At 73.9% G+C, this 24,906-nt stretch carries 27 protein-coding genes; 2 read left to right on the top strand and 25 right to left on the bottom strand.

The annotated features are described in order from the left end of the window. Window position 1: 1 nt before the first annotated feature. Window positions 2–1,087: a WD40/YVTN/BNR-like repeat-containing protein gene (locus tag ACFOW4_RS08545; RefSeq protein ID WP_377526048.1), complete on the bottom strand. Its 1,086-nt coding sequence runs from the start codon at window positions 1,085–1,087 to the stop codon at window positions 2–4. Window positions 1,088–1,185: 98 nt separating this feature from the next. Beyond that, window positions 1,186–1,827: a DNA-3-methyladenine glycosylase gene (locus tag ACFOW4_RS08540; protein ID WP_377526046.1), complete on the bottom strand. Its 642-nt coding sequence runs from the start codon at window positions 1,825–1,827 to the stop codon at window positions 1,186–1,188. Between the two features lie 86 nt (window positions 1,828–1,913). Between ACFOW4_RS08540 and ACFOW4_RS08535 the strand changes: the two genes are divergently transcribed. Together ACFOW4_RS08535 and ACFOW4_RS08530 are read left to right on the top strand one after the other, a co-directional pair. After that, on the top strand, window positions 1,914–2,330 hold the full coding sequence (locus ACFOW4_RS08535; protein ID WP_377526045.1) for a DNA-binding protein: 417 nt from the start codon (window positions 1,914–1,916) through the stop codon (window positions 2,328–2,330). A gap of 170 nt (window positions 2,331–2,500) precedes the next feature. Then, window positions 2,501–2,854, top strand: coding sequence for an MmcQ/YjbR family DNA-binding protein (locus tag ACFOW4_RS08530; protein ID WP_377526044.1), 354 nt, complete (start codon window positions 2,501–2,503; stop codon window positions 2,852–2,854). Window positions 2,855–2,897: 43 nt separating this feature from the next. Here the strand turns inward: ACFOW4_RS08530 and argH are convergent, their stop codons facing one another. The 23 genes from argH to ribD form a co-directional block, all read right to left on the bottom strand. Continuing rightward, window positions 2,898–4,361 (bottom strand): argininosuccinate lyase, encoded by a 1,464-nt coding sequence (gene argH, locus ACFOW4_RS08525; protein WP_377526041.1) that lies wholly within the window; start codon window positions 4,359–4,361, stop codon window positions 2,898–2,900. An 8-nt stretch (window positions 4,362–4,369) separates the two neighbouring features. After that, window positions 4,370–5,581 (bottom strand): argininosuccinate synthase, encoded by a 1,212-nt coding sequence (locus ACFOW4_RS08520; protein ID WP_377526040.1) that lies wholly within the window; start codon window positions 5,579–5,581, stop codon window positions 4,370–4,372. Further along, window positions 5,578–6,093 (bottom strand): arginine repressor, encoded by a 516-nt coding sequence (locus ACFOW4_RS08515; protein WP_377526037.1) that lies wholly within the window; start codon window positions 6,091–6,093, stop codon window positions 5,578–5,580. The genes ACFOW4_RS08520 and ACFOW4_RS08515 overlap by 4 nt, the downstream gene beginning before the upstream one ends. Continuing rightward, window positions 6,090–7,061, bottom strand: a complete 972-nt coding sequence (gene argF, locus ACFOW4_RS08510; protein WP_377526036.1) for an ornithine carbamoyltransferase — start codon at window positions 7,059–7,061, stop codon at window positions 6,090–6,092. The genes ACFOW4_RS08515 and argF overlap by 4 nt, the downstream gene beginning before the upstream one ends. Further along, entirely contained in the window at window positions 7,058–8,368 is a 1,311-nt protein-coding gene (locus tag ACFOW4_RS08505; RefSeq protein ID WP_377526034.1) for an acetylornithine transaminase, read from the bottom strand. The genes argF and ACFOW4_RS08505 overlap by 4 nt, the downstream gene beginning before the upstream one ends. Further along, a complete protein-coding gene (gene argB / locus ACFOW4_RS08500; protein ID WP_377526033.1) occupies window positions 8,365–9,306 on the bottom strand; it encodes an acetylglutamate kinase in 942 nt (313 codons plus the stop codon). Before argB ends, ACFOW4_RS08505 begins: the two co-directional genes overlap by 4 nt. Further along, window positions 9,303–10,475, bottom strand: coding sequence for a bifunctional glutamate N-acetyltransferase/amino-acid acetyltransferase ArgJ (gene argJ / locus ACFOW4_RS08495; RefSeq protein ID WP_377526032.1), 1,173 nt, complete (start codon window positions 10,473–10,475; stop codon window positions 9,303–9,305). Before argJ ends, argB begins: the two co-directional genes overlap by 4 nt. Beyond that, window positions 10,472–11,473, bottom strand: a complete 1,002-nt coding sequence (gene argC, locus ACFOW4_RS08490) for an N-acetyl-gamma-glutamyl-phosphate reductase (RefSeq protein ID WP_377526125.1) — start codon at window positions 11,471–11,473, stop codon at window positions 10,472–10,474. Before argC ends, argJ begins: the two co-directional genes overlap by 4 nt. A gap of 161 nt (window positions 11,474–11,634) precedes the next feature. Further along, entirely contained in the window at window positions 11,635–14,181 is a 2,547-nt protein-coding gene (gene pheT, locus ACFOW4_RS08485; RefSeq protein WP_377526030.1) for a phenylalanine--tRNA ligase subunit beta, read from the bottom strand. 40 nt (window positions 14,182–14,221) lie between these two features. Beyond that, complete coding sequence (pheS, locus tag ACFOW4_RS08480) at window positions 14,222–15,289, bottom strand: phenylalanine--tRNA ligase subunit alpha (RefSeq protein WP_377526029.1); 1,068 nt, start codon at window positions 15,287–15,289, stop codon at window positions 14,222–14,224. A gap of 219 nt (window positions 15,290–15,508) precedes the next feature. Further along, window positions 15,509–16,360: a TrmH family RNA methyltransferase gene (locus ACFOW4_RS08475; RefSeq protein WP_377526027.1), complete on the bottom strand. Its 852-nt coding sequence runs from the start codon at window positions 16,358–16,360 to the stop codon at window positions 15,509–15,511. Window positions 16,361–16,389: 29 nt separating this feature from the next. Further along, window positions 16,390–16,782: a 50S ribosomal protein L20 gene (gene rplT, locus ACFOW4_RS08470; protein WP_030335718.1), complete on the bottom strand. Its 393-nt coding sequence runs from the start codon at window positions 16,780–16,782 to the stop codon at window positions 16,390–16,392. Between the two features lie 32 nt (window positions 16,783–16,814). Beyond that, window positions 16,815–17,009: a 50S ribosomal protein L35 gene (gene rpmI, locus ACFOW4_RS08465; protein WP_099852283.1), complete on the bottom strand. Its 195-nt coding sequence runs from the start codon at window positions 17,007–17,009 to the stop codon at window positions 16,815–16,817. Window positions 17,010–17,029: 20 nt separating this feature from the next. Continuing rightward, window positions 17,030–17,680: a translation initiation factor IF-3 gene (gene infC / locus ACFOW4_RS08460; protein ID WP_377526026.1), complete on the bottom strand. Its 651-nt coding sequence runs from the start codon at window positions 17,678–17,680 to the stop codon at window positions 17,030–17,032. 369 nt (window positions 17,681–18,049) lie between these two features. Then, window positions 18,050–18,523, bottom strand: a complete 474-nt coding sequence (locus ACFOW4_RS08455; protein WP_377526024.1) for a PH domain-containing protein — start codon at window positions 18,521–18,523, stop codon at window positions 18,050–18,052. Next, complete coding sequence (locus ACFOW4_RS08450; protein ID WP_377526023.1) at window positions 18,520–19,497, bottom strand: DMT family transporter; 978 nt, start codon at window positions 19,495–19,497, stop codon at window positions 18,520–18,522. Before ACFOW4_RS08450 ends, ACFOW4_RS08455 begins: the two co-directional genes overlap by 4 nt. Further along, window positions 19,494–20,339 carry an ATP phosphoribosyltransferase gene (gene hisG / locus ACFOW4_RS08445; protein WP_377526021.1) on the bottom strand — a complete coding sequence of 282 codons (846 nt, stop codon included), beginning with the start codon at window positions 20,337–20,339 and terminating at the stop codon, window positions 19,494–19,496. The genes ACFOW4_RS08450 and hisG overlap by 4 nt, the downstream gene beginning before the upstream one ends. A 45-nt stretch (window positions 20,340–20,384) precedes the next feature. Further along, window positions 20,385–20,648, bottom strand: coding sequence for a phosphoribosyl-ATP diphosphatase (locus ACFOW4_RS08440; RefSeq protein ID WP_030335709.1), 264 nt, complete (start codon window positions 20,646–20,648; stop codon window positions 20,385–20,387). A 24-nt stretch (window positions 20,649–20,672) separates the two neighbouring features. Next, window positions 20,673–21,170: a 6,7-dimethyl-8-ribityllumazine synthase gene (gene ribH, locus ACFOW4_RS08435; RefSeq protein ID WP_377526020.1), complete on the bottom strand. Its 498-nt coding sequence runs from the start codon at window positions 21,168–21,170 to the stop codon at window positions 20,673–20,675. A gap of 1 nt (window position 21,171) precedes the next feature. After that, window positions 21,172–22,437: a bifunctional 3,4-dihydroxy-2-butanone-4-phosphate synthase/GTP cyclohydrolase II gene (locus tag ACFOW4_RS08430; RefSeq protein WP_377526018.1), complete on the bottom strand. Its 1,266-nt coding sequence runs from the start codon at window positions 22,435–22,437 to the stop codon at window positions 21,172–21,174. Then, on the bottom strand, window positions 22,434–23,132 hold the full coding sequence (pnuC, locus tag ACFOW4_RS08425) for a nicotinamide riboside transporter PnuC (RefSeq protein ID WP_377526017.1): 699 nt from the start codon (window positions 23,130–23,132) through the stop codon (window positions 22,434–22,436). Before pnuC ends, ACFOW4_RS08430 begins: the two co-directional genes overlap by 4 nt. After that, the gene (locus ACFOW4_RS08420; protein ID WP_377526015.1) at window positions 23,132–23,791 is read right to left on the bottom strand and encodes a riboflavin synthase; all 660 of its coding nucleotides are present in this window, start codon (window positions 23,789–23,791) and stop codon (window positions 23,132–23,134) included. Before ACFOW4_RS08420 ends, pnuC begins: the two co-directional genes overlap by 1 nt. 1 nt (window position 23,792) lies before the next feature. Continuing rightward, window positions 23,793–24,854 (bottom strand): bifunctional diaminohydroxyphosphoribosylaminopyrimidine deaminase/5-amino-6-(5-phosphoribosylamino)uracil reductase RibD, encoded by a 1,062-nt coding sequence (gene ribD / locus ACFOW4_RS08415; protein WP_377526014.1) that lies wholly within the window; start codon window positions 24,852–24,854, stop codon window positions 23,793–23,795. Window positions 24,855–24,906 lie beyond the last annotated feature (52 nt).

Raw genomic sequence — 24,906 nt, 5'->3', positions numbered from 1 at the left:
GTCACACCGCCGCGGCCCGGACGCAGAGCACGTCCGGCAGATGCGCGGCGACCAGCGACCAGGAGTCACCCTCGTCGCGGCTGGCGTACACCTCGCCGGAGCGGGTGCCGAAGTAGACGCCGCCCGGGGTGGCGTCGTCGGCGCACATCGCGTCGCGCAGCACCGCCGGGTAGAAGGGCCCCTCGGGCAACCCCACCGACAGTGGCTCCCACTTGCCGCCGGCGTCACCGGAGCGGAACACCCGGCAGCGGTGCTCGACCGGGAACCGCTCACCGTCGGCCACCAGGGGGAAGGTCCAGAGCGTGCCGGCACGCCCCGGGTGGGCCACCACCGGGAAGCCGAAGTCGCTGGGCAGCCCCTCGGCGATCGACGACCAGGTGCGGCCGTCATCGTCGGAGCGGTAGACGCCGTGGTGGTTCTGCGCGTAGAGCCGGTCGGGGTTGCCGGCGTCCCGAGCCACCTTGTGCACGCACTGGCCGAACTCGGGCCACTCGTCGGGCAGGAAGTAGGCCCGGATGCCGGTGTTTCCCGGCGCCCAGCTCGCCCCGGCGTCGTCGGAGCGGTAGACCCCGCCGGTGGACATGGCGACCAGGATCCGTTGCGGGTCACGCGGGTGCGGCAGCACCGTGTGCACCGCCTGACCACCGAACCCGGCCTCCCACTGCGGGCGGTGCGGGTGGTCCCAGAGCGAGCGGACCAGCTCGAAGCTGCGCCCGCCGTCGGTGGACCGGAACAGCGCCGAGGGCTCGGTGCCGGCCCAGACCACGTCCGGCTGGTCGGGGCCGGCCGGCATCAGCTGCCAGACCCGCCCCAGGCTCACCCCGGTGTCGGCCGGGAAGGCCACCGGCGCCTGGTCGGGCTCGTCCCAGGAGGCGCCGAGGTCGTCGCTGGTGGCGACGCTGGGGCCGAAGTGCGAGCTGGTCATCCCGGCCAGCAGCCGGGGGGTGGTGCGGCGGGTGTCGACGGCGACCGCGTACACCCCGGTCATCGGGAAGTGCGGGCCGCTGAGCTCCCAACTGCGCCGGTCATCGGCGCTGGTGGCGAGGAACAACCCCTTGGCCGTGCCGATCGCGAGCAGCGTTGCCATGACGGTCCTCCGTCCGTCGGCGGGCAGGTGCGGTGATTATGGCCACACCCACCGACAGAACCGCCAGGACCACGCCGGGCCGCCGGGCCGGACGATGCTCAGCGCCGGACGCGGGGAACGTGGCGGCGGTAGGCGCTGACCGTCGGGTCGCCGGCCAGCCAGAACCGCCACGGCACGTCGTGCGCCCCGGTGACGCCGACCCGCGGGCCGGCGACGACCGCGTCCTCCGGCACCAGCTCGGCCGGCGGGCGTAGCCGGACCGGGCCGTCCCCGAGCAGGTAGGTGCCGTACGCCGCCCGGTCGATACCGAGCGCCGCGCAGAGCCGGGCCGGGCCGCGGGCGAGATCCACGTCGCGACGCAGGGCCGGGCGCCGCGCCCGCGCGACGTCGAGCCCGTCCACCACCTCACCGGCGCGCAGCAGCACCCCGGCGGCCTCGCCCTCGACGCCCGTGACCACGTTCATGCACCAGTGCATGCCGTAGGTGAAGTAGACGTAGGCGTACCCGGCCGGGCCGAACATCACCGCGTTGCGCGGGGTACGCCCCCGGTGGGCGTGCGAGGCGGGATCGCCACCGTCGCCGGCGTACGCCTCGACCTCGGTGATCCGGACGGTGACCCCGCCCGCCTGCAGCCGGCAGCCCAGCAGCCCCCGCGCGGCCGGCAGCAGCGGGCCGGCGAGCAGATCCGCCAGCGCCGCCAGGTCGGTGTCGGCGGCGCGGTCACCCGGAAGGACGTTCATGGCCCCGACGGTACCCAGCCACCGACCCGACCATCCTGTCTCAACATTCTGTTGACAACGTTTCGTTGATGAGCTGTGATCGGGTCATGACTCCGGAAGAACAGTTCGCCCCGGCCCGGCCGCGCGCCCACCGCAGCTACGACGCGCTGCACCGGATCTCCGAGCGGCACGCCCGCACCGACGAACGCCGCCGCCGCTGGGCCCACCCCACCGTGGTCGACCCGTGGGAGGCGGTGGCGCTGGTCACCGCCCTCGCCGCCGGCGGCGCGCAGCGGGAGCCCGGGGAGGAGGCGGTCGACGCCGGCGACATCACCGCCGCGCTGACCCTGCTGCCGCACGTCCGCGCCGAGCTCGACGCGTTGGAGGCGGGCCTGCTGACGCTGGCCCGCGATCGTGGACTCACCTGGCAGTCCATCGCCCATGGGCTGGGCCTGGGCAGCGCGCAGGCCGCCCAGCAGCGCTACGAGCGGATCATCGCACGCTCCGGCGAGCAGACCGGCTGAGTCGCGCCGGGCGCCGCAGCGCCGCACGAGAACGTCGGCCGGTGTCAGCTGCCCGGCCGGGCGATCGGGCCGCCTCCCCGGGACGCGGCGCCGGACCGGCACGGCACGCGACCTCCGGGCGGGCCACTTTGCGGGCAGACTGTGCCCACGAGGAATCCGGGAGGGACGCGATGGACCGCGCGGAGATGCTGGCGTACTGCCTGGCGAAGCCGGGAGCCTGGTTGGACCAGCCCTGGGAGGGCGACGAGGTGGTGAAGGTGGGCAGCCGGATCTTCGCCTTCCTCGGCTCGGCCGAGGCGAAACCGACCGTCGGGATCAAGTGCGGCCAGACCCGCGAGGTGGCCGACGAGTGGCTGCGCCGGCACCCCTCCGACGCCCAGGTGATGCCCTACATCGGCCGGTCCGGATGGAACACGCTGCGCCTGGACGGCGGCATCGACGACGAGGAGCTGACCGAGGCGGTCGACGCGTCGTACGACATGGTGGTGGCGAAGCTCCCGAAGCGGGAGCGCCCCACGGCCTGAACCGGTCGCGGCGCCGGCGGCCAGCGCCGGCGCCGCGTCGAGCTCAGCGCGGTACGACCCGCTCGGTGGCCCAGTCCCGCCAGCCGGCCAGCCGGTCCGCGGCGGCGGCGAGCTGGTCGGCGACCGGGCCGGGGCCGGTGGAGCCGGGGGTGGTCCGGGCCGCGAGGGCCGAGCGGACCGAGAGCACGTCCCGTACCGACGGGTCGAGGTGCTCGCTGACGGCGGCCAGGTCGGCGTCGGAGACCTCCTCCAGCTCGCACTCCCGGGCGGCGCAGAGCGCCACCAGCCGGCCGGTGATCTCGTGCGCGTCGCGGAACGGCACACCGCGGCGGACCAGCCAGTCGGCGACCTCGGTGGCCAGCGAGAAACCGACGGGCGCGGCGGCGACCAGCCGGTCCACCCGGACCGTCATCGTGGAGATCATCCCGGCGAGGGCCGGCAGCAGCAGTTCCAGGGTGTCGACCGCGTCGAAGGCCGGCTCCTTGTCCTCCTGCATGTCCCGGTCGTAGGTCATCGGCAGGCCCTTGAGCATGGTCAGCACGGTCATCAGACCGCCGACCAGCCGGCCGGACTTGCCCCGGGCCAGCTCGGCGACGTCCGCGTTCTTCTTCTGCGGCATGATCGACGAGCCGGTGGCGAACGCGTCGTCCAGCTCGACCCAACCGAACTCGTGCGACGTCCACAGCACCACCTCCTCACCGAGGCGGGACAGGTGCACCCCGATCAGCGCGGTGACGAAGAGGAACTCGGCGACGAAGTCCCGGTCGGCGACCGCGTCCATCGAGTTGGCGAACGACGTGCGGAAGCCCAGCTCCTTGGCGACCGCCACCGGGTCCAGCGGCAGGCCGGAGCCGGCCAGCGCGCCGGCGCCGAGCGGGCTGACCGCCGCCCGGTGGTCCCAGTCGCGCAGCCGCTCCAGATCGCGTAGCAGCGGCTGGACGTGGGCGAGCAGCCAGTGCCCGAAGGTGACCGGCTGGGCGTGCTGGAGGTGGGTCATGCCGGGCGCGGCCGTGTCGATGTGCCGCTCGGCCTGCTCGACCAGCGCCTCGGCCAGCTCGACCAGCCGGCTGGCCACGCCCCGGGCGTGGTCACGCAGGTAGAGCCGCAGGTCCGTCGCGACCTGGTCGTTGCGGGACCGGCCGGCGCGCAGCTTGCCGCCGAGGCTGCCGAGGCGCTCCAGCAGCCCCCGCTCCAGCGCGGTGTGCACGTCCTCGTCGTCGACAGTGGGCCGGAACACCCCGGAGGCGCAGGCGGCCTCCAGGTCGTCCAGGGCGGCCAGGATCCGACCCAGCTCCTCCGGGTCGAGCAGGCCGGCGCCGGCGAGCACCCGGGCGTGCGCCCGCGAGCCGGCGATGTCGTACGGGGCCAGGCGCCAGTCGAACTGCACGCTGACCGACAACCGGGCGAGCGCCTCGGCGGGGCCGCCGGCGAACCGGCCGCCCCACAGGCTCGTCCGGTTGGTGGCGGCGCTGTTCTCGGTCAGGCTCTTGTCGTCCACGCCGCCCATTGTGGGGGTCACTGTGCCGCGCCGCCCAGCCGGGCGTCCCGCGCCGCGGCCATCTTGCTGGGCAGGCCCCACAGCTGCACGAAGCCCTTCGCGAGGGACTGGTCGAAGGTGTCGCCGGTGTCGTAGGTGGCCATCCCGAAGTCGTAGAGGCTCGCCTCGGAGCGCCGGCCGGTCACCGTGGCGCGGCCACCGTGCAGCGTCAGGCGCACCTCACCGGTGACGTGCCGCTGGGCGTCGTCGATGAAGGCGTCCAGCGAGTCCTTCAGCGGGGAGAACCAGAGGCCGTCGTAGACCAGCTCGCCCCAGCGCTGGTCGACGCCGCGCTTGAACCGGGCCAGGTCCCGCTCCACGGTGACCGCCTCCAGCTCCTGGTGGGCGGTGATCAGCGCGATCGCACCGGGAGCCTCGTACACCTCGCGGCTCTTGATGCCCACGAGGCGGTCCTCGACCATGTCGAGCCGGCCGACGCCCTGGGCGCCCGCGCGCCGGTTCAGCTCCAGGATCGCCTGGTACGGGGTGACCGTCTCACCGTCGATCGCCACTGGCACGCCGGCGTCGAAGGTGATCACGACCTCGTCGGCGTCGCGCTCCTGCGCCGGGTCCGAGGTGTACGAGTAGAGGTCCTCGATCGGCGCGTTCCAGATGTCCTCCAGGAAGCCGGTCTCCACCGCACGGCCCCACAGGTTCTGGTCGATGGAGTACGGCGACTTGGCCGACACGTCGATCGGCAGCCCCTTCTCCTCGGCGAAGGCGATCGCCTTGTCCCGGGTCCAGGCGAAGTCGCGGGCCGGCGCGATGATCTTCAGGTCGGGGGCGAGCGCGTTCAGGCCGACCTCGAAGCGGACCTGGTCGTTGCCCTTGCCGGTGCAGCCGTGCGAGACGATCGTTCCGCCGTGCTTGCGCGCCGCGGCCACCAGGTGCTTGACGATCAGCGGCCGGGACAGCGCGGAGACCAGCGGGTAGCGGTCCATGTAGAGGGCGTTGGCCCGGATCGCCGGCAGGCAGTAGTCGGCGGCGAACTCGTCGCGCGCGTCGACGACCTCGGACTCGGCGGCGCCGCAGTCCAGCGCGCGCTGCCGGATGGCGTCGAGGTCCTCGCCGCCCTGGCCGACGTCGACCGCGACCGCGATCACCTCGGCGCCGGTCTGCTCGGCCAGGTACGGAATGGCGACGGAGGTGTCGAGACCTCCGGAGTAGGCAAGGACGACCCGCTCGGTCATGGTGTGCTGCTCCCTTCAACGTTGTCTTCCCGGCGGGCCCAGCCGGCGAGCTTGTCGCCGAGCGCGGCCCCGCCGACGGCCTCGCGGGCCACGACGAGGATGGTGTCGTCGCCGGCGATGGTGCCGACGACCTCGGGCAGGCCCGCTCGGTCCAACGCGCTGGCCAGGTACTGGGCTGCGCCCGGCGGGGTACGCAGCACGGCGATGTTGCCGCTGGAGTCGACCCCGTTGAGCAGCTCGCGCAGCAGCCGGACCAGCCGGGCGGGGGCCGCCTCGGCGTCGCGCAGCGGCCGGTGGCCGTCCTCCGGGATGAGGTAGACGGCCGGGCCGTCGCCGCCGCGGACCTTGACCGCGCCCAGCTCCTCCAGGTCCCGGGAGAGGGTGGCCTGGGTGACGCCGACCCCGTCGGCGGCGAGCAGGTCGGCCAGCTCGGTCTGCGAACGGATCGCCTTGTCGCGAATCAGTTCCACGATCCGGGCGTGCCGGGCGGCACGGGTCAGCGGGGCGGTCATCGGGGCTCCTCGGTCGCGCCCGGCGCCGCCGCGCCCGGGACGGCGGGTCCGGCCCCGAGGAGGAACGTCAGCAGCGCCTTCTGGGCGTGCAGCCGATTCTCCGCCTGGTCGAAGACCGCGCTCTGCGGACCGTCGAGCACCTCGTCGGTGATCTCCTCGCCACGGTGCGCGGGCAGGCAGTGCAGCACGATCGCGCCGGGCGCGGCGCGCCCGAGCAGCTCGGCGTTGACCTGGTACGGCCGGAACGGGGTGAGCCGATCCAGGCCGTCGTCCTCCTGGCCCATCGAGGTCCAGGTGTCGGTGGCCAGCACGTCGGCGCCGTCGGCCGCGTCCACCGGGTCGGTGAGCAGCCGCACCGACCCGCCGGTGCCCGCGGCGATCTTCTCCGCCCGGGTCACCACCTCCGGGTCGGGGGTGAAACCGGCCGGCCCGGCGATGCGTACGTGCATCCCGGCGGTCGCTCCGGCGAGCAGGTAGGAATGGGCCATGTTGTTCGCGCCGTCGCCGAGGTACGCCACGGTCCGCCCGGCGGTGCCGCCGCACCGTTCGCGCACGGTGAGCAGGTCGGCCAGCAACTGGCAGGGGTGGAACGTGTCGGTGAGCGCGTTGACCACCGGCACGGTGGCCGCGTCGGCGACCTCGGCGATCCGGTCGTCGCCATGGGTGCGCAGCACGATCGCGGCGACGTAGCGGGAGAGCACCCGACCGGCGTCGGCGAGGGTCTCCCCCCGGCCGAAGTGGGTGACCTGGGTGTCCACGACGAGCGGGTGCCCGCCCAACTCGGCGATGCCCACGTCGAAGGAGATCCGGGTGCGCAGGCTCTGCTTGTCGAAGAGCACCGCCACCGAGCGGGGACCGGCAAGCGGCCGGTGGCCGAACCGGTCGGCCTTCATCCGCGCGGCCAGGTCGAGCACCGCCGACTGCTCGGCCGGCGAGAGGTCGTCGTCGCGCAGGAAGTGCCGGATCATGCGCTCGTTCCCGTCGCGGTGGCGGTGGTCGGCGTGGGCGTGCCCGTCGAGATCCTGGACGATTTCGGCCCCTGGAGAGGCGCTTTCCCTCCAAGATCCGCACCGACGGAGGTGCCCGAGGGGGCGGTGCCGGCGGCGGCGGGTGACGCCGCGTCCAGGGCGGCCGGCAGGGCGGCCAGGAAGGCGTCGGCCTGCTCGGCGGTGAGGATCAGGGGCGGGGCGAGCCGGAGCACGCCCGGCTGCACCGGGTTGACCAGGAAGCCGGCCTCGCGCAGCGCCTCGGTCGCCACCGCGGCCACCGGCGCGGTCAGCACCACGCCGAGCAGCAGCCCGGCGCCGCGTACGCCGGCGATCAGGGGGTGGCCCAGCGCCTCGACGCCCCGACGCAGCCGCTCACCGACCCGCTTGACGTGGTCGAGGAGCCCCTCCTGGGCGATGGTGGAAACCACCGCCAGGGCGGCGGCGCAGCTGACCGGGTTGCCGCCGAAGGTGGTGCCGTGCGAGCCGGGGCCGAGCAGGTCGGCGGCCGGACCGAAGGCCAGGCAGGCGCCGATCGGCAGGCCGCCGCCCAGCCCCTTGGCCAGGGTGACCACGTCGGGCTCCACGCCCTCGGCCTGGTGCGTGAACCAGTGCCCGGTGCGCCCGACGCCGGTCTGCACCTCGTCGAGCACCAGCAGCGCGCCGTGCCGCGTGGTGATCCGCCGGGCTGCGGTGAGGTAGCCGGCCGGCGGGACGACGACGCCGTTCTCGCCCTGGATCGGCTCCAGGATCACCATCGCCGTGGCGTCGGTGACGGCCGCCTCCAGCGCGGCCACGTCGCCGTAGTCGACGTGGGTGACCTCGCCGGGCAGCGGGCGGAACGGGTCGGTCTTGGCCGGCTGCCCGGTCAGTGCCAGCGCGCCCATGGTGCGGCCGTGGAAGCCGCCCACGGCGGCGACCACGTGGCTCCGCCCGGTACGCCGGGAGAGCTTGAACGCGGCCTCGTTCGCCTCCGCGCCGGAGTTGGCAAAGAACACCCGGCCGGGCCGGCCGGCCAGCGCCAGCAGCAGCTCGGCCAGGGCCACCGGCGGCTCGGCGACGTAGAGGTTGGAGACGTGGCCGAGGGTGGCCACCTGCTTCGACACGGCTGCCACCACGGCCGGGTGGGCGTGGCCGAGGGCGTTGACGGCGATGCCGCCGAGCAGGTCGACGTACTCCCGGCCGGCGTCGTCGACCACGACGGCGCCGGAGCCGGCGACCAGCGCCAGCGGCGGCGTGCCGTAGTTGTCCATCATGGACTGGCCCCAGCGCTGCACCAACGTGCTCATGACGGCACCGTGCCTTCCTTGTTCGCGACTGGGGGGCTCGCAAGCTCACCTCTCGCGCTCACCACCATCGTTCCGAACCCTTCCGACGTGAACACCTCGAGCAGCGTGGAGTGGGCGACCCGGCCGTCGACGACGTGGGCGGCGGGCACTCCCCCGCGCACCGCCCGCAGGCACGCCTCCATCTTCGGCACCATCCCCGACTCCAGGCTCGGCAGCAGCTTCGCCAGGTCGTCGCCGTCGATCTCGGAGATCAGGCTGGTGGTGTCCGGCCAGTCGGCGTAGAGACCGGGCACGTCGGTGAGCACGACCAGCTTGCGGGCGTGCAGGGCGACGGCCAGCGCGGCGGCGGCGGTGTCGGCGTTGAGGTTGTGCAGCACCCCGTCGACGTCCGGCGCGACCGTGGAGATCACCGGGATCCGGCCGGCCGCGATCAGGTCGGTCACCGCCGAGACGTCCACCGACTCGACGTCGCCGACCTGGCCGACGTCGACCGGCTCCCCGTCCACGTACGCGGGGCGGCGCACCGCGGTGAACAGCCGGGCGTCCTCACCGGAGAGCCCGACCGCGTACGGCCCGTGCGAGTTGATCAGCCCCACCAGCTCCCGGCCGACCTGGCCGACCAGCACCATCCGGACCACGTCCATCGCCTCGGGGGTGGTGACCCGCAGGCCGCCCCGGAACTCGCTGGCGATGCCGAGCCGGCCCAGCATCGCGGAGATCTGCGGGCCACCACCGTGCACCACGACCGGCTTGAGGCCGGCGTAGCGCAGGAAGACCATGTCGGCGGCGAAGGCCCGCTGCAACTCGGGATCGATCATCGCGTTGCCGCCGTACTTCACCACCACGGTGGAGCCGGAGAAGCGGGCCAGCCAGGGCAGCGCCTCGATCAGCGTGGCCGCCTTGGCCTGGGCCCGGGTGAGGTCGGTGCCGAGGCTCATGTGGAGTACGCCGAGTTCTCGTGCACGTACGCGTGCGACAGGTCGTTGGTCCAGATCGTCGCGGCCGAGGCGCCGGCGTGCAGGTCGATCCGGATGGTCACGTCCCGCCCGCTCAGGTCGACCTTCGACCGGTCCTCGGCGGCGGCGCCGGCCCGGCACACCCAGACCCCGTTGACCGCCACGTCGATGCGGTCCGGCTCGAAGGCGGCGGCGGTGGTGCCGACGGCGGCGAGGATCCGGCCCCAGTTCGGGTCGTTGCCGAACAGCGCCGTCTTGACCAGGTTGTTGCGCGCCACCGACCGGCCCACCTCGACCGCGTCGTCCTCGGTGGCGGCGTCGACTACGTCGATGGCGATCTGCTTGGTGGCGCCCTCGGCGTCCGCGATGAGCTGCTGGGCCAGGTCGTGGCAGGCGGCGGTGACCGCGGCGGTCAACTCCTGCGGGGTCGGCTCGATGCCGCTGGCTCCGCTGGCCAGCAGCAGCACCGTGTCGTTGGTGGACATGCAGCCGTCGGAGTCGATCCGGTCGAAGGTGAGCCGGGTCGCCGCGCGCAGCGCCGCGTCGAGCGTCTCCGGCCCGGCCACCGCGTCGGTGGTCAGCACGCAGAGCATGGTGGCCAGCGCCGGCGCCAGCATGCCGGCGCCCTTGGCCATCCCGCCGACGACCCAGCCGCTGCCCCGGGCCACCGTGGTCTTCGGTCGGGTGTCCGTCGTCATGATCGCCTCGGCGGCCGCCGGGCCGCCGTCGCGGGACAGCCCCCGGATCGCCGACCGGACGCCGGGCAGCAGCTTCGGCATCGGCAGCCGCTCACCGATCAGGCCGGTCGAGCAGACCGCCACGTCGCCGGCGCCGAGCATCAGCCGCGGGCTCACCGAGGTCAGCGCGGCGGCGGTGTGCTCGGCGGTGGCGTGGGTGTCCTGGAAGCCGCCCGGGCCGGTGCAGGCGTTCGCACCGCCGGAGTTGAGCACCACGGCCCGGACCACGCCGCCGCTCACGACCTGCTGGGTCCAGAGCACGGGTGCGGCCTTGACCCGGTTGGCGGTGAACACGCCGGCCACGCCGGCGTCCGGCCCGTCGTTGACCACGAGCGCGACGTCGGCGCCGCCGTTGGCCTTCAGGCCGGCGGCCACCCCTGCTGCCCGGAACCCCCGGGGGGCGGTGATGCTCATGGTGCGATCCCCCAGACGGAGAGGCCCGTCGTCTCCGGCAGGCCGAACATCAGGTTGGCGTTCTGCACGGCCTGACCGGCGGCGCCCTTGCCCAGGTTGTCCAGGGCGCTGAGCACGATCAACCGGCGCGAGTCGACGTCGACGGTGGCCTGCAGGTGGCAGGAGTTGGAGCCGAGGGTCGCGGCGGTGTGCGGCCACCTGCCCTCGGGCAGCACGTGCACGAACGGCGCGTCCGCGTACGCCTCGGCGAGCACCGCCTGCGGGTCGGCGCCCCGGGCCGGCAGCGCGGTGACCGTGGCCAGGATGCCGCGCGGCATCGGGGCGAGCACCGGGGTGAACGACAGGCCGGTCGCCCCGGTGGCCTGCTTGATCTCCGGAACGTGCTGGTGGGTGCCGACCCGGTAGGGCGACAGGTTCCCCATCACCTCGCTGGCGAGCAGGTGCGCCTTGGCGGCCTTGCCGGCGCCGGAGGTGCCGGAGGCGGCGACCACCACCACGTCGGCCGGGTCGGCGACGCCGGCGGCGATCAGCGGGGCGAGCGCCAGGATGGTCGCGGCGGCGTAGCAGCCGGTGTTCGCCACCCGGGTGGCGGCGGCGATGCGCTCGCGCTGGCCGGGCAGCTCGGGCAGCCCGTACGTCCACGGGCCGGCGTGCGTGCCGCCGTAGTACTGGGCCCAGGCGTACGGGTCGGCCAGACGGTGGTCGGCGCCCAGGTCGACGATCCGCACCCCGGACGGCATCTGGGCGGCGAGTGCCGCCGACTCGCCGTGCGGCAGGGCCAGGAAGGCCAGGTCCGCGTCGGCCAGGGACGCCGGGTCGGTCTCGCCGAGCACCAGGTCGAGCCCGGTGAGCTGCGGGTGCACCACGTCGAGGCGGTGCCCGGCCTGGCGGTGCGCGGTGGCCGCCACCAGGTCGAACTCCGGGTGCCCGGCGACCAGACGCAGCAGTTCGCCTCCGGCGTAGCCGCTCGCCCCGGCGACCGCGACTCGGATTCCCATACTCACCTCCGCATGTTTATGCACCGAAGGTTAGCAACGATCACCGGCGCCCGCAAGTTAATACGGAGTTATGCATGACCACTCTCGGCGTCGTGCATCGGACCCGGAAACGACGGCGGCCCCCGTACCACTCGGGTACGGGGGCCGCCGGGCGTGCGACGTCAGGCGCCGCGCAGGATGGCGCCGAAACGCTCCGCGGCCACGGCCACCGCCGCGTCGCGGGCGGCCACCGCCTCCTCCACCGTCAGCGTCCGGTCCGGCGCGCGGAAGGTGAGCTTGTACGCCAGCGACCGGCGGCCCGCGCCGAGCTGCTCCGAGGCGTATACGTCGAAGAGCCGCACGCTCTCCAGCAGCTCGCCGGCCCCCGCCTCCAGGGCCCGGCGCACCTGCTCGGCCGGCACGGAGGCGTCCACCACCAGGGCCACGTCGATCAGCGCCGGCGGGAAGCCGGAGACCGCCGGAGCCGGCAGCACCGGCGCCGCCGGCAACACGTCCAGGTCCAGCTCCATGGCGCTGGTGCGGCGGGGCAGTTCCAGCGCGGCCACCACCGCCGGGTGCAGCTCGCCGGCGTACCCGACCGGCAGGCCGTCGACCCGCAGCTCGGCGCAGCGGCCGGGGTGCCACGGGGCCTGCTCGGCGGCCCGCACCTCGATGCGCTGCTCCGGGATGTCCGCGGCGGCGAGCACCGTCCGGGCCGCCTCGATCGCGTCCGCCCAGCCGGCGGCGCGGCCCGGCCCCCACCAGCCGGCCGGGTCGAGGTCCCCGGTCAGCACCGCGGCGACGTGCACCGGCTGCGCGGGCACCACCGCGTCGGCGGCAGCGAACTCGTCGTCGGTGGGACGCCGGTCCACGCCCATCGCCGGCGGGCTGCCGGCGTCGACGCGCGGGTGGAAGACCGTCCCGATCTCGTAGAGCGCCAGGTCGCGCTGACCACGGCCGAGGTTGCGCTTGAGGATGCCCAGCAGCGGGCCGAGCAGGGCGGTACGCAGCAGCGGCTCCTCCTCCGACAGCGGGTTCGCCAGCCGCACCGCGGGCCGGCGCGGGTCGTCCGCCGGCAGGCCCAGCAGGTCGGCCAGCTCGGCCGACACGAACGGGTGCGCGAGCACCTCCACGTACCCCCGCTCGGCCAGCGACCGGGCGACCGCCCGGCGCCGGCGCTGACTCGGGGTCAGCCCGCGCCCGGGCGGCGCGGCCGGCAGCACCGACGGCACCCGGTCGTACCCGTCGAGGCGGACGACCTCCTCGACCAGGTCGGCCGGGTCGGTCAGGTCGGGTCGCCAGCTCGGCGGGGTGACGCTGAGCGCCACCCCGGCGCCGCTGGCCACGCCGACCGCACCCGGGTCCTCGGCCAACCGGTCCGCGCCCTGCGCGACCGTGCAGCCGACCTGCTCCAGCAGGGCGACCACCCGCGCCGGCGGGTAGTCGACCCCGACCCGCCGGGTCGGCAGGTCCGCCGGCAGCGTGATCGGGGTACGCGGCCGGACGTGGTCGAGGTCCAGGATCTCCGTGCCCGGGGTGCCGCCACCGTGCTCGGTGAGCAGCCGTACCGCGCGGTCCAGCGCGACCAGCGGCAGGGCCGGGTCGACCCCGCGCTCCCACCGCTTCGCGGCCTCGCTGAACAGCTTGTGCCGGCGGGCGGTACGCCCGACCATCGCCGGGTCCCAGTGCGCCGCCTCGAAGAGCACGTCGGTGGTGTCGGCGATGACCTCGCTGGTCTCACCGCCCATCACCGCGGCCAGCGAGATCGGCCCGGTGTCGTCACAGATGACCATGTCGTCGGCGACGAGCACCCGGTCGACCCCGTCGAGGGTGGTGAGCTTCTCCCCCGGCAGGGCGCGCCGGACCACCAGCAGCCCGGCGATCCGCTCGGCGTCGAACGCGTGCATCGGCTGGCCCAGTTCGAGCATCACGTAGTTGGTGATGTCGACCGGCAGCGAGATGCTGCGTACGCCCGCCGTGGTGAGCCGCTGCCGCATCCAGGCCGGTGTCGGCGCGGTCGGGTCGACGCCACGGACCAGGCGGGCGGTGAACCGGTCGCAGCCGACCGTGTCGCGCACCTCCACCGGGTACGCCGGCGCGTCGGTGCCGCCCGGAGCGGGCACCAGGGCCGGGTCGCGGAACGGCACGCCGAGCGCGTGCGACAGCTCCCGGGCCAGGCCGCGCAGGCTCAGCGCGTACCCCCGGTCCGGGGTGATCTCCAGCTCCAGCACCACGTCGTCGAGGCCGACCACGCCCCGCGCGTCGTCGCCGGGCTTGGCCGGTACGTCGGCGGGCAGCACGATGATGCCCGAGTGGTCCTCGCCGATGCCCAGCTCTTTGGCAGAGGTGATCATGCCGTTGGAGTTGCGCCCGTAGGTCTTGCGGGCGCCGATGGCGAAGCCGCCGGGCAGCACGCCGCCGGGCAGGATCACCACCACCCGGTCGCCCACGGCGAAGTTGCGCGCCCCGCAGACGATCTCCTGCGGCTCGCCGGTGCCGTTGGCGTCGCCGACGTCGACCCGGCAGAACCGGATCGGCTTCTTGAAGCCGGTGAGCTCCTCGATCTCGCGTACCTCACCGACGACGAGCTGACCGGTGACGGTCTCGCGCAGGTCCACCACGGACTCGACCTCGATGCCGAGGTCGACCAGGGCCTGCTCCAGGTCACCGGTGGACACCTCGGCGGGGATGTCGACGTACTCCCGCAGCCAGCTGACAGAAACTCGCATGACTTCAGACCACCGTTCCCGTGTCTCGTACCCGCATCGCCTACGCCCCGGTGGAGAGCCCGCGGCTGAACCGCACGTCGCCCTCGAAGAGATGACGGATGTCGCTGACCCCGTGCCGGACCATCAGGGTCCGGTCGATGCCCATGCCGAAGGCGAATCCGGAGTAGACCTCCGGGTCGACGCCGCAGGCGCGCAGCACCCGCGGGTTGACCATTCCGCAGCCGCCCCACTCGACCCACTGCGGACCGTCACGGTGCTCGGGGAACCAGACGTCGAACTCCGCCGACGGCTCGGTGAAGGGGAAGTAGTGCGGACGCCAGCGGGTCTTCGCCCCGGGGCCGAAGATGGCCCGGGCGAAGTGGTCGAGGGTGCCGCGCAGGTGCGCCATCGTGATGCCCTTGTCCACGACCAGGCCCTCGGCCTGGTGGAAGACCGGGCTGTGGGTGGCGTCCACCTCGTCGGTGCGGTAGACCCGGCCGGGCACGATCACGTAGATCGGCGGCGTGCGGCTGAGCATGGTGCGGGTCTGCACGGTGGAGGTGTGCGTGCGCAGCACCAGGCCGGAGCCCTCCGGTGCGATGTGGAAGGTGTCCATCAGCCCGCGCGCCGGGTGGTCGGCGGGGATGTTCAGCGCGTCGAAGTTGACCCACTCCAGCTCGACCTCGGGGCCCTCGGCCACCTCGTAGCCCATCCCGACGAAGAGGTCGCTGATCGCGTCCATCAGGGTGCTCAGCGGGTGCCGGGCGCCGCGCGGACGCCGGTCGTAGGGCAGGGTGACGTCCACCCGCTCCTCGACGAGCACCCGCTCGGCCTGCTCGCGCTCCAGCACCTCGGAACGGTCCGCGTAGGCGGTCTCGATCGCGCGGCGGGCCTCGTTGACCCGCTTGCCGGCGTCGGACTTCGCGGCCGGCGGCAGCGCGCCGATCTCCCGGCGGGCCAGCGAGACCGGGGACCGGTCACCGAGGTGCGCGGGGCGCAGCGCGGTCAACGCGTCCGGGTCGGTGGCTTCGGCGAACGCCTTCGCGGCATCGGCGACTGCCTCGGCCAAGGCGGCCGGGTCGAGCAGGGCGACCTGCTTCGGGTCGTACGGATCGTTGCGGTAGCTCATGGCGTACGGGCACTCCCTCACGGCGGCGCCAGCCCTCAGCGGGGCGGCGATGCGAGTCTACGGACGCGCGGCTGTGCCGCAGCCCGCCGGTGGGAGTAGTGCGGGGAGCAGGTCAGGCCCGCCGCCCGCCGACACCGGCGGGCTGGCTAAACGAACGCCGTGGCGCGTTCATGGACGGACGCTCTCCCCTGCTGTCTGTCGCGCCGGGTGTGGACACCATCAGCGCTGTGCTCTCGCTGAAGCGTACAGGCAGACGGCGGCGGCCGCAGCCAGGTTGAGGCTCTCCGCACGCCCGTGCAGCGGCACCCGGACCCGGGCGTCGGCCGCGGCGGTCAACTCGTCGGGCAGCCCGTGCGCCTCGGAGCCGAACAGCCAGGCGGTCGGGGCGGCGAGCCGGCCGGAGTCGGCCAGGTCGTCCAGGTCGCTGTCGCCGTACCCGGTCGTGGCCAGCACCGTCAGCCCGGCGGCGCGCAGCGCCGTGACCACCTCGGCGGGGTCGGCGGCGCGCACCACGTCGACGTGGAAGAGGCTGCCGGCGGAGGCCCGTACGCACTTGCCGTTGTACGGGTCCACGGCGTCACCGGCGAACACCACCGCACCCGCCCCGGCGGCGTCGGCGGTGCGCAGCACCGTGCCGGCGTTGCCCGGGTCGCGGATCTCGGCGAGCACCGCCACCAGGCGGGGCCGGCCGGCGAGCGCCCGCTCCAGCGACACGTCGAGGTGCCGGCAGACGGCGACCACGCCCTGCGGGGCGACGGTCTCGGTCAACGCGGCGAGGGCCTCGTCGGTCACCTCGGAGACCGGCACGTCGGCCCGCGCCGCGGTGGCGGCGAGCTCGGCGTGGCGGTCCAGCGCGGTGGGCGTACCGAAGAGTTCGGTGACCAGGTCGGGCCGCGCGAGGGCCTCGCGGACCGCCTGCGGTCCCTCGGCCAGGAAGCGGCCGGCGGCCTCGCGGTCGCGGCGGCGCTGGAGTCGGCGGGCGGCGACCACCCGGGGTGTACGCGGGGTGAAGGGCATGGTGTCCGGTCCTCCGGCACGACCGAGGCGCCTTCCGTGCGGTGGTGCCGGCACGGAAGACGCCTCGCTGCGTGGTGCGGGGATCAGGCGGCCTGAGCCGCCGCGCCGCCGGTGCCCTCGGCCGCGACCGCGGCCCGGGCCAGCTCGACGATCGCCGCGAAGGCGGCGGCGTCGTTGACGGCCAGGTCGGCCAGGATCTTGCGGTCGACCTCGATGCCGGCCAGGCGCAGGCCCTGGATCAGGCGGTTGTAGGTCATCCCGTTGGCCCGGGCGCCCGCGTTGATCCGCTGGATCCAGAGCTGCCGGAAGTCGCCCTTGCGGTCGCGACGGTCCCGGTAGGCGTACTGCATCGAGTGCAGCACCTGCTCCTTGGCCTTGCGGTACAGCCGGGAGCGCTGACCGCGGTAACCACTCGCGGTCTCCAGCAGGGTACGACGCTTCTTCTGGGCGTTTACAGCCCGCTTGACGCGTGCCATCTCAACTCCTTCTTAGGTAAAGGTGGCGCGCGTCAGCGGCCGAGCAGCTTCTTGATGCGCTTGACGTCGGCCTTGGCCAGCACGACCGTGCCGGTCAGCCGGCGGGTGTGGGTGGAGGACTTCTTCTCCAGGTTGTGGCGCAGGCCGGCCTGCTGGGCAACGATCTTGCCCTTGCCGGTCACCTTGACCCGCTTACCCATACCCGTGTGGCTCTTCATCTTCGGCATGTGGAACGTCTTCTCCCCTGTTACTCGCCGCTGGTGTCGGCGAGGGTGCCGGTGTCACCGGCTGCTGCGGTCTCGCCGGCCGCCGCGGTCTCATCGGACTCCGGTCCGGCGGACTCGTCCGCGGCCCGGTCCCGAGGTGCACCGCGGGACGCCGTAGCGGCGACCGCGGAGGCCTTGACGGCCCGATGCGGAGCGAGAACCATGATCATGTTTCGGCCGTCCTGCTTCGGAGCGGCCTCGACGTATCCCAGTTCCGTGATCTCGGATTCGAGCCGACGCAGGAGCCGGTAGCCCAGCTCCGGGCGGCTCTGCTCGCGACCGCGGAACATGATCGTCACCTTGACCTTGTCCCCGGCCTTGAGGAACCGCACCACGTGACCCTTCTTGGTCTCGTAGTCGTGCGGGTCGATCTTCGGCCGGAGCTTCATCTCCTTGATGACGGTCTGCTGCTGGTTACGCCGCGCTTCGCGCGCCTTCAGTGCGCTCTCGTACTTGAACTTGCCGAAGTCCATGAGCTTGCACACCGGCGGGCGCGCCATCGGCGCAACCTCGACCAGGTCCAGATCGACGTCCGCGGCCAGCTGAAGGGCGCGCTCCAGCGGGACGATGCCCACCTGCTCACCCTCGGGGCCGACCAGTCGGACCTCACGTGCCCGGATCTGCTCGTTCACGCGTGGTTCGACGCTGATGGGGCCTCCTCGAGTCGAATTCTGCTGTGCTGCCGACCCCGCGGCTCCCGGGTGGGAACCGACCCGGAAAGCAGAAGGCCCCGGCGTATGCCAGGGCCCGCTCGACCGGTCGGCACGATCACAGGATCGCGCATCCGGAGCCGGGACGTACCCGGAACCGGGGACCGGACCCGGCCACCGAAGCGGCGACTCGGGTGGGAGCAGGCGCTCCACTTTCATGGCTGCCCGCTCGGTGGGATTGCTCGCACGCGGCGACAGCCTGGTCGACTCGACAACACTACACCGGCGTCCCGGTCGCCCCCAAACCGGGCACCCCGGCCCTCTGACGCCCGGGGACTCTCGGCCGTCAGGTCAGTGGTCGGCGGCGCGCTCGGCGAGCTGGGCCTGGTGCGCCTGGTGCAGCCGGCGCAGCGCCCGGACCCCCTCGACGGCCAGCTCCTTGTCGGCGGCCTGCAACGCGACCATCGGCAGCAGGTCGTCGTCGTGCAGCTCCAGGCTGGCCCAGGGCGCGCCCCGGTCGAACCGGACACCCCGGACGACCTCCCAGGGCAGCTCGTACGAGCCGATCACGTTGCGCACCCGGACACCGCGCGCGTCCGCCTCCACCCGCGGGCGGGTGAACAGCAGGAAGCCGAGCGCCCCGAAGACACCCAGGCCGATCATGGCGATCTGGTCACCGCGCTGGAAGCTGCCGTACCCGTCGCCGGTCGGCCCGCTCAGCGAGGTGGCCACCAGGCCAAACACCACCAGCAGCGCGATCGCGGCGGCCCAGCAGACCACCCGGATGCGGCGGGGCTTCAGGCGGATCAGCTCGGTTTCACTCACCCCACCAGTCTGCCATCCGGCTCGCGGTTCCCACCGGGTGCCACACGCCGCGTCGCGGACACCCGCGGTGGACGCGACCCGCGCCCCGCCACGGCCACCGCCAGCAGGGTGAGCAGCGCGCCGGCCAGCACCGGCCAGCGCAGCCCGGGGCCGCCGGCGGTCAGCACGTCCAGCAGCAGGGCACCGGCCAGCTGGCCGGCGACCAGCGCGAGACCGGTCCGCAGCACCCCGACCGAGCGGACCCCGACCAGCAGGCACGACACGATGCCCACGCCGAGCAGGCCGCCGGTGTAGAGATACCAGGCGTCCGGCCAGGCCGGCCGGACCGCGAACGTGCCGGCCAGCGCGGCGACGGCGAGGATGGCCGGGGTGCTGGTGGCGAAGTTGACGGCCACGCCCGCGGCCGGGGTGCCCGCCGCGGCCACCCGGCCGTTGAGTGCGGCCTGCGCCGCGACCGCGAACCCGCCCAGCACGGCGAGCAGGACCAGCCCGAGGGCGAGCTGCCCGACGGGCTGACCGAGCTGGGCCAACCCGACCGCCACCACACCGAGCAGCGCGCCGGCCACCCGTGGGACGGTGAGCCGCAGCCGGCCGACCGGGGCCAGACCGGCCCGGTCCACGCCAAGTCCGCCGACGCTGCCGCCGGCGACCTGGGCGATGGTGAAGACGGCCACCCCGAGTACCGGCACGACGTACGCGCCGATCAGCACGATGGCCGCGCCGCCGAGCCCGCCGAGGTACGACCACCAGGGCAGCCGGGAGCGGCGCAGCGCCACCAGCCCGGAGCGCATCGACGGCATGGCGAGCAGACCGGCCAGGATCAGCAGACTGCCGCCGGCGTTGTTGACCACCGCCCCGAGCACCGGGTCACCGACCCGCTCGCCCAGCTCCGCGTTCGCCGCGCCCTGCGCCGCGGCGGCCACCCCGCCCACCGTGACCAGGGCGAGAGCTGCCGCCGGCGGCAGCGGCCTCACAGCCGGCAGGCGTGGATGTTCGTGACCAGGATGGCCCGTGCACCCAGCTCGTAGAGCTCGTCCATGATCCGGTGCACGTCGTCGCGGAGCACCATCGCCTGCACCGCCACCCAGCCCTCGCGGTGCAGCGGGGACACGGTGGGCGACTCGATGCCCGGGCTGAGTGAGCTGGCCCGGTCCAGCAGGCCGGCCGGCACGTCGTAGGCGAGCATCACGTAGCGGCGGGCCACCAGCACCCCGTGCAGGCGACGCAGCAGCTGCTCGGCCTGCGGATGCGCCGGAGCACCGGACCGGCGGACCAGCACCGCCGAGGAGCGCAGCAGCGGGTCACCGAAGACCACCAGGCCGGCCTGGCGCAGGGTGGCCCCGGTCTCCACCACGTCGGCGACCACGTCGGCCACGCCGAGGCGGATGGCGTTCTCCACCGCGCCGTCCAGGCGGATCACGTCGGCCTTCACGCCCAGCTCGCCGAGGTACCGCTCGACCAGCCCCGGGTACGCCGTGGCGATCCGGTGCCCGCCGAGCTGCTGCACCGAGTCGACGTCCTCGGGGCGGGCGGCGAAGCGGAAGGTGGCCCGGGCGAAGGCCAGGTCCACCACCTCCTCCGCCGGGGCGCCCGAGTCGATCAGCAGGTCCCGGCCGGTGATGCCGACGTCCAGGTCACCGGAGCCCACGTAGGTGGCGATGTCCTTGGGCCGCAGGTAGAAGAACTCGATGTCGTTGGGCTCGTCCCGGCAGATCAGGTCCTTCGGGTCGGTGCGCTGGCGGTAGCCCGCCTCGCGCAGCATCCCGGCGGCCTTCTCGGCCAGAGCGCCCTTGTTGGGTACGGCGACACGCAGCATGACGGAGTGCTCCTTCGATCGAGTGTGATCAACGGTTGGGGGCACTCACAGATGTCGGTAGACGTCCTTGAGCTCGAGGCCGCTGGCCAGCATCAGCACCTGGACCTGGTAGAGCAGCTGGGAGATCTCCTCGGCGGTGCGCTCCGGCCCCTCGTGCTCGGCGGCCATCCACGACTCGGCCGCCTCCTCGACGACCTTCTTGCCGATGAAGTGCACACCCTTGTCCAGGGCGGCGACGGTGCCCGAGCCCGGGGTGCCGGCGGCGGCCTTGGCCTGCAGCTCGGCGAACAACTCCTCGAACGTCTTCACGCCGCGATTCTTCCAGCCAACCGGTCAGCCGGCGAAGCCGACCCGCAGGCCGTTGCTGGCGAGAGCCCGGATGGCCAGAGCGGCGTCCAGCGCGGCCACGGTGGCCGCCCAGCCCTTGTCCTCCGCCGAGCCCGGCAGCCCGGCCCGGTCCCGCGCCTGCTCGATGGTGTCCACCGTGAGCACCCCGTGCGCCACCGGCTTGCCCTCGTCCAGCGCCACCCGGGTCAGCCCCTCGGTGACCGACTGGCAGACGTAGTCGAAGTGGGCGGTCGCGCCGCGCACCACCACGCCGAGCGCGACCACCACGTCGCAGCGACGCGCGAGGGCCTGGGCCACCACCGGCAGCTCGACCGAACCGGCCACCCGGGCGACCACGGAGCGCGCCCCGCACGCCTCGGCGGCGGCGACCGCCCGCTCCAACATGTGGTCGGTCAGCTCACCGTGCCACCGGGCGGCCACCACGCCGACGGTCAGCCCCGCGGCGTCCACCGTGCCGACCCCCGGCTCACCGAATCCCGCCATGTCATGCTCCGATCTCGTCGTTGGCGACCGGACGCCCCAGCGGGGCCTCCGCCACCTCGTCCAACTCGTCCAGCAGGTGACCCATCCGGTCCCGCTTGGTCCGCAGGTAGCGCACGTTCTCCGCGTTCGCCCCGACGGGCAGCCCCTCCCGGCCGGTGACGGTCAGGCCGTACCCCTCCAGGCCGGCCCGCTTGGCCGGGTTGTTGGTCAGCAGCCGCATCGAGCGCACGCCCAGGTCGTAGAGGATCTGCGCGCCGGTGCCGTAGTCCCGGGCGTCGGCCGGCAGCCCCAGGTCGAGGTTGGCGTCCACGGTGTCCCGACCCAGGTCCTGCAACTGGTAGGCCTGCAGCTTGTGCAGCAGCCCGATGCCGCGCCCCTCGTGCCCGCGCACGTAGAGCACAACGCCCCGCCCCTCCTGCGCCACCCGGGCAAGCGCGGCGTCCAGCTGCGGGCCGCAGTCGCAGCGCAGCGAGCCGAACACGTCGCCGGTGAGGCACTCGGAGTGCACCCGGACCAGCACGTCCTGGCCGTCACCGAGGTCGCCCAGCACCATCGCGACGTGCTCGGCCGGGTCGTGCTCGGCCCGGTAGCCCAGCGCCCGGAACACCCCGTGCCGGGTCGGCATCCGGGCGTCGGCGACCAGCTCGACCTGCTTCTCGGTACGCCGCCGGTACGCGACCAGGTCGGCGATGGTGATCAGCGTGAGGCTGTGCTCGGCGCAGAACTTCTCCAGGTCCGGCAGACGCATCATGGTGCCGTCGTCGTTGATCAGTTCGCAGAGCACGCCCGCCGGGCGCAGCCCGGCCAGCCGGGTCAGGTCCACCGCCGCCTCGGTGTGCCCCGGGCGGCGCAGCACCCCGCCCTCGCGGGCGCGCAGCGGCACCACGTGCCCGGGCCGGGCCAGGTCGGTCGGGTCGGTGGACGCGTCGGCGAGCAGCCGGATGGTGTGCGCCCGGTCCGCCGCCGAGATGCCGGTGCTGACCCCCTCCCGGGCGTCCACGGTCACCGTGTAGGCGGTGCCGCGCCGGTCCTGGTTGGTGTGGTGCATCGGCGGCAGGTCGAGCCGGTCGGCCTCGCTCTCGGTCAGCGGCACGCAGACGTAACCGGAGGTGTAGCGGACCATGAAGGCGAGCAGCTCCGGCGTGGCCAGCTCGGCCGCGAAGATCAGGTCACCCTCGTTCTCCCGGTCGGCGTCGTCGACCACGACGACCGGTCGGCCGGCGGCGATGTCCGCGACCGCCTGCTCGATACTGGCGAAGTTGGTCATGCGACGGCCTCCGTGTAGGTGGACGGGATCGGGGCGGTGACCGGCCGGGTGGCACGCGAGGTGCGCCACCAGGCGGCGAAGCCCCAGACGCAGAATGCGCCGTAGAAGAGGTACATGGCCGCGGACGGGTAGAACCCGCCGCGCAGCAGCAGCGGCACGCCAACCGCGTCCACGGCGACCCAGATCAGCCAGAACTCGACCCAGCCCCGGGCCATTCCGTAGGTGGCCAGCAGACTGCCGGTGAGGATCCAGGCGTCGGGCAGTGGGCCCCAGGAGCCCAGCGCGGCGAGCACCGGGTACGCCGCGGCGGTGCCGACGACGGCGGCGAGCAGCAGCAGTGCCCGCTCCCGCCAGGTGGCCCACCGCGGGGTCACCGCGGCGTGCCCGCCCGCGCCCTCCGCGCGGCGGTTGCGCGTCCAGCGCCACCAGCCGTACACGCTGACGGCGAAGAAGAAGATCTGCCGGCCGGCCTGCCCGTACAGGTCGTGGGCCTGCGGGGTGGCGAACACCCCGCCGAGGAAGACGGTGAACAGCAGCGCGTTGCCGAGCATGCCGACCGGCCAGGCCCAGAGCAGTCGGCGCACACCGAGCAGCGCGGAGGCCAGCCCGAAGACGTTGCCGACGATCTCCCGGACCAGCACCGGCGAGCCGGCGACACCGACCTGGGCGTCCAACAGCCAGCCGAGCGGGCCCATCAGGCGACCTCGCCGGCGACGCCGCCGAGCGGGCCGGCCACGCCGGGCACGACAGCGCCGTCGGTGAGCCGTGCGCCGAGCAGCCGCTCGACGTACTTGGCCAGCACGTCGACCTCCAGGTTGACCGGGTCGCCCACGCGTCGGGCGCCGAGCGTGGTCAGCTTCAGGGTGGTCGGGATGAGCCCGACCGCGAACTCGTCCGCGCCAACCTCGGCCACGGTCAGTGAGACCCCGTCGATGGTGATCGAGCCCTTCTCCACCACGTACCGGGCCAGCGCGGCGGGCAGCCGGAAGCGGACCGTCTCCCACTGCTCGGCCGGCTCCCGGGAGATCAGCTCGCCGACACCGTCCACATGCCCCTGCACCAGGTGCCCGCCGAGCCGGCTGCCCAGCGCGGCGGCGCGCTCCAGGTTGACCGGGTCGCCCGGGCGCAGCGTGCCGAGAGCGGAGCGGCGCAACGTCTCACCCATCACGTCGGCGGTGAAGACGCCGTCCGCGGTGTCCACCACGGTCAGGCAGACGCCGTTGACGGAGATGGAGTCGCCATGGCGGGCGTCGGAGGTGACCAGCGGGCCGCGCACGGCGACCAGCGCCGAGTCCCCCGCCGTCGGCGTCACCCGGACGACCTCGCCCAACTCCTCGACGATTCCGGTGAACATCTCAGCCCTCCCTCTTTCGGGGCAACGCGGTGATCCGCAGATCGGGACCGACCTGCGTAACGTCGACAAGCTCCAGATCGATGGCCTCGGCGATGGTGCTCACGCCGGCGTCGACCAGGGCGGTCGGGCCGGCGCCGAGCAGCCGGGGCGCCACGTACCCGACGACCTTGTCGACCAGGCCGGCGGCCAGGAACGCGCCGGCCAGCTGGGGGCCGCCCTCCAGCAGCGCCGCGCGGACGCCGCGCTGGTGCAGCGCCGCGAGCAGCGCCGGCAGGTCGACCCGGCCGTCCGCGCCGGCTCCGACCTCGGCGGTGGTGGCGACCCAGGTACGGGCGGCGCCGTCGCGGACCCGGGCGTCGGCCGGGGTACGGCCCGAACTGTCCACCACCACTCGCAGCGGCTGCCGGATGGCCAGGCTGCCGTCGCGCAGGTTCCGGGCGGTCAACCGGGGATCGTCGGCGAGCACGGTGCCCACCCCGGCGATGACGGCGTCGACCGTGCCGCGCAGCGCGTGCACGTCCATCCGGGCCGCCTCGGAGGTGATCCACATGCTGGTGCCGTCGGCGGCGGCCGAGCGGCCGTCCAGCGTGGCGGCGTACTTCCAGATCACGTAAGGCCAGCCCCGGCGCATCGAGGTGAGCCAGGCCACGTTGCCGGCCTCGGCCTCGTCCCCGCGTACCCCCAGGTCGACCTGGACACCGGCGGCGCGCAGGGTGGCGGCGCCACCGGAGGCGACGGGGTTCGGATCGGGCACGGCGATCACCACGCGGCCGACCCCGGCCTGCACCAACGCGGTGCTGCAGGGGCCGGTGCGGCCGGTGTGGTCGCAGGGCTCCAGTGTGACGACGGCGGTGCCGCCACGGGCCCGCTCGCCGGCCTGGGCCAGCGCGACGATCTCGGCGTGCGGCCCGCCGGCGTAGGCGTGGAAGCCCTCGCCGACGACCTGGCCGTCGGTGTCGAGCAGCACGCACCCGACCACCGGGTTGGGGCTGGTGGTGCCGAGTCCCCGCGCCGCCAGCTCGATCGCGCGCCGCATCGCCTCGTCGACGGTGACGCTGGCCATCGCCCTGTCCCTGCCCTCTCACTCGCCGGTCCATGCGCGGGCGGTGAGGGAG

The organism is Micromonospora sp. GCM10011542, from assembly GCF_042650685.1.
Taxonomy (GTDB): domain Bacteria; phylum Actinomycetota; class Actinomycetes; order Mycobacteriales; family Micromonosporaceae; genus Micromonospora.
This window is presented reverse-complemented; position numbering and strand designations above follow the sequence as displayed.

Bases quoted from the DNA above. Each gene is read 5' to 3' on its own strand.
- pheS (WP_377526029.1), bottom strand. From the start codon at position 15,289: ATGAGCTACCGCAACGATCCGTACGACCCGAAGCAGGTCGCCCTGCTC.
- argB (WP_377526033.1), bottom strand. From the start codon at position 9,306: ATGAGCCTCGGCACCGACCTCACCCGGGCCCAGGCCAAGGCGGCCACG.
- ACFOW4_RS08545 (WP_377526048.1), bottom strand. From the start codon at position 1,087: ATGGCAACGCTGCTCGCGATCGGCACGGCCAAGGGGTTGTTCCTCGCC.
- rplT (WP_030335718.1), bottom strand. From the start codon at position 16,782: ATGGCACGCGTCAAGCGGGCTGTAAACGCCCAGAAGAAGCGTCGTACC.
- ACFOW4_RS08520 (WP_377526040.1), bottom strand. From the start codon at position 5,581: ATGACCGAGCGGGTCGTCCTTGCCTACTCCGGAGGTCTCGACACCTCC.
- ACFOW4_RS08515 (WP_377526037.1), bottom strand. From the start codon at position 6,093: ATGACCGCCCCGCTGACCCGTGCCGCCCGGCACGCCCGGATCGTGGAA.
- argC (WP_377526125.1), bottom strand. From the start codon at position 11,473: ATGGGAATCCGAGTCGCGGTCGCCGGGGCGAGCGGCTACGCCGGAGGC.
- hisG (WP_377526021.1), bottom strand. From the start codon at position 20,339: ATGCTGCGTGTCGCCGTACCCAACAAGGGCGCTCTGGCCGAGAAGGCC.
- ribD (WP_377526014.1), bottom strand. From the start codon at position 24,854: ATGGCCAGCGTCACCGTCGACGAGGCGATGCGGCGCGCGATCGAGCTG.
- ACFOW4_RS08540 (WP_377526046.1), bottom strand. From the start codon at position 1,827: ATGAACGTCCTTCCGGGTGACCGCGCCGCCGACACCGACCTGGCGGCG.
- pnuC (WP_377526017.1), bottom strand. From the start codon at position 23,132: ATGGGCCCGCTCGGCTGGCTGTTGGACGCCCAGGTCGGTGTCGCCGGC.
- pheT (WP_377526030.1), bottom strand. From the start codon at position 14,181: ATGCGAGTTTCTGTCAGCTGGCTGCGGGAGTACGTCGACATCCCCGCC.
- rpmI (WP_099852283.1), bottom strand. From the start codon at position 17,009: ATGCCGAAGATGAAGAGCCACACGGGTATGGGTAAGCGGGTCAAGGTG.
- argF (WP_377526036.1), bottom strand. From the start codon at position 7,061: ATGATCCGGCACTTCCTGCGCGACGACGACCTCTCGCCGGCCGAGCAG.
- ACFOW4_RS08535 (WP_377526045.1), top strand. From the start codon at position 1,914: ATGACTCCGGAAGAACAGTTCGCCCCGGCCCGGCCGCGCGCCCACCGC.
- ribH (WP_377526020.1), bottom strand. From the start codon at position 21,170: ATGGCGGGATTCGGTGAGCCGGGGGTCGGCACGGTGGACGCCGCGGGG.
- ACFOW4_RS08530 (WP_377526044.1), top strand. From the start codon at position 2,501: ATGGACCGCGCGGAGATGCTGGCGTACTGCCTGGCGAAGCCGGGAGCC.
- ACFOW4_RS08505 (WP_377526034.1), bottom strand. From the start codon at position 8,368: ATGAGCACGTTGGTGCAGCGCTGGGGCCAGTCCATGATGGACAACTAC.
- ACFOW4_RS08430 (WP_377526018.1), bottom strand. From the start codon at position 22,437: ATGACCAACTTCGCCAGTATCGAGCAGGCGGTCGCGGACATCGCCGCC.
- ACFOW4_RS08420 (WP_377526015.1), bottom strand. From the start codon at position 23,791: ATGTTCACCGGAATCGTCGAGGAGTTGGGCGAGGTCGTCCGGGTGACG.
- argH (WP_377526041.1), bottom strand. From the start codon at position 4,361: ATGGGCGGCGTGGACGACAAGAGCCTGACCGAGAACAGCGCCGCCACC.
- argJ (WP_377526032.1), bottom strand. From the start codon at position 10,475: ATGAGCATCACCGCCCCCCGGGGGTTCCGGGCAGCAGGGGTGGCCGCC.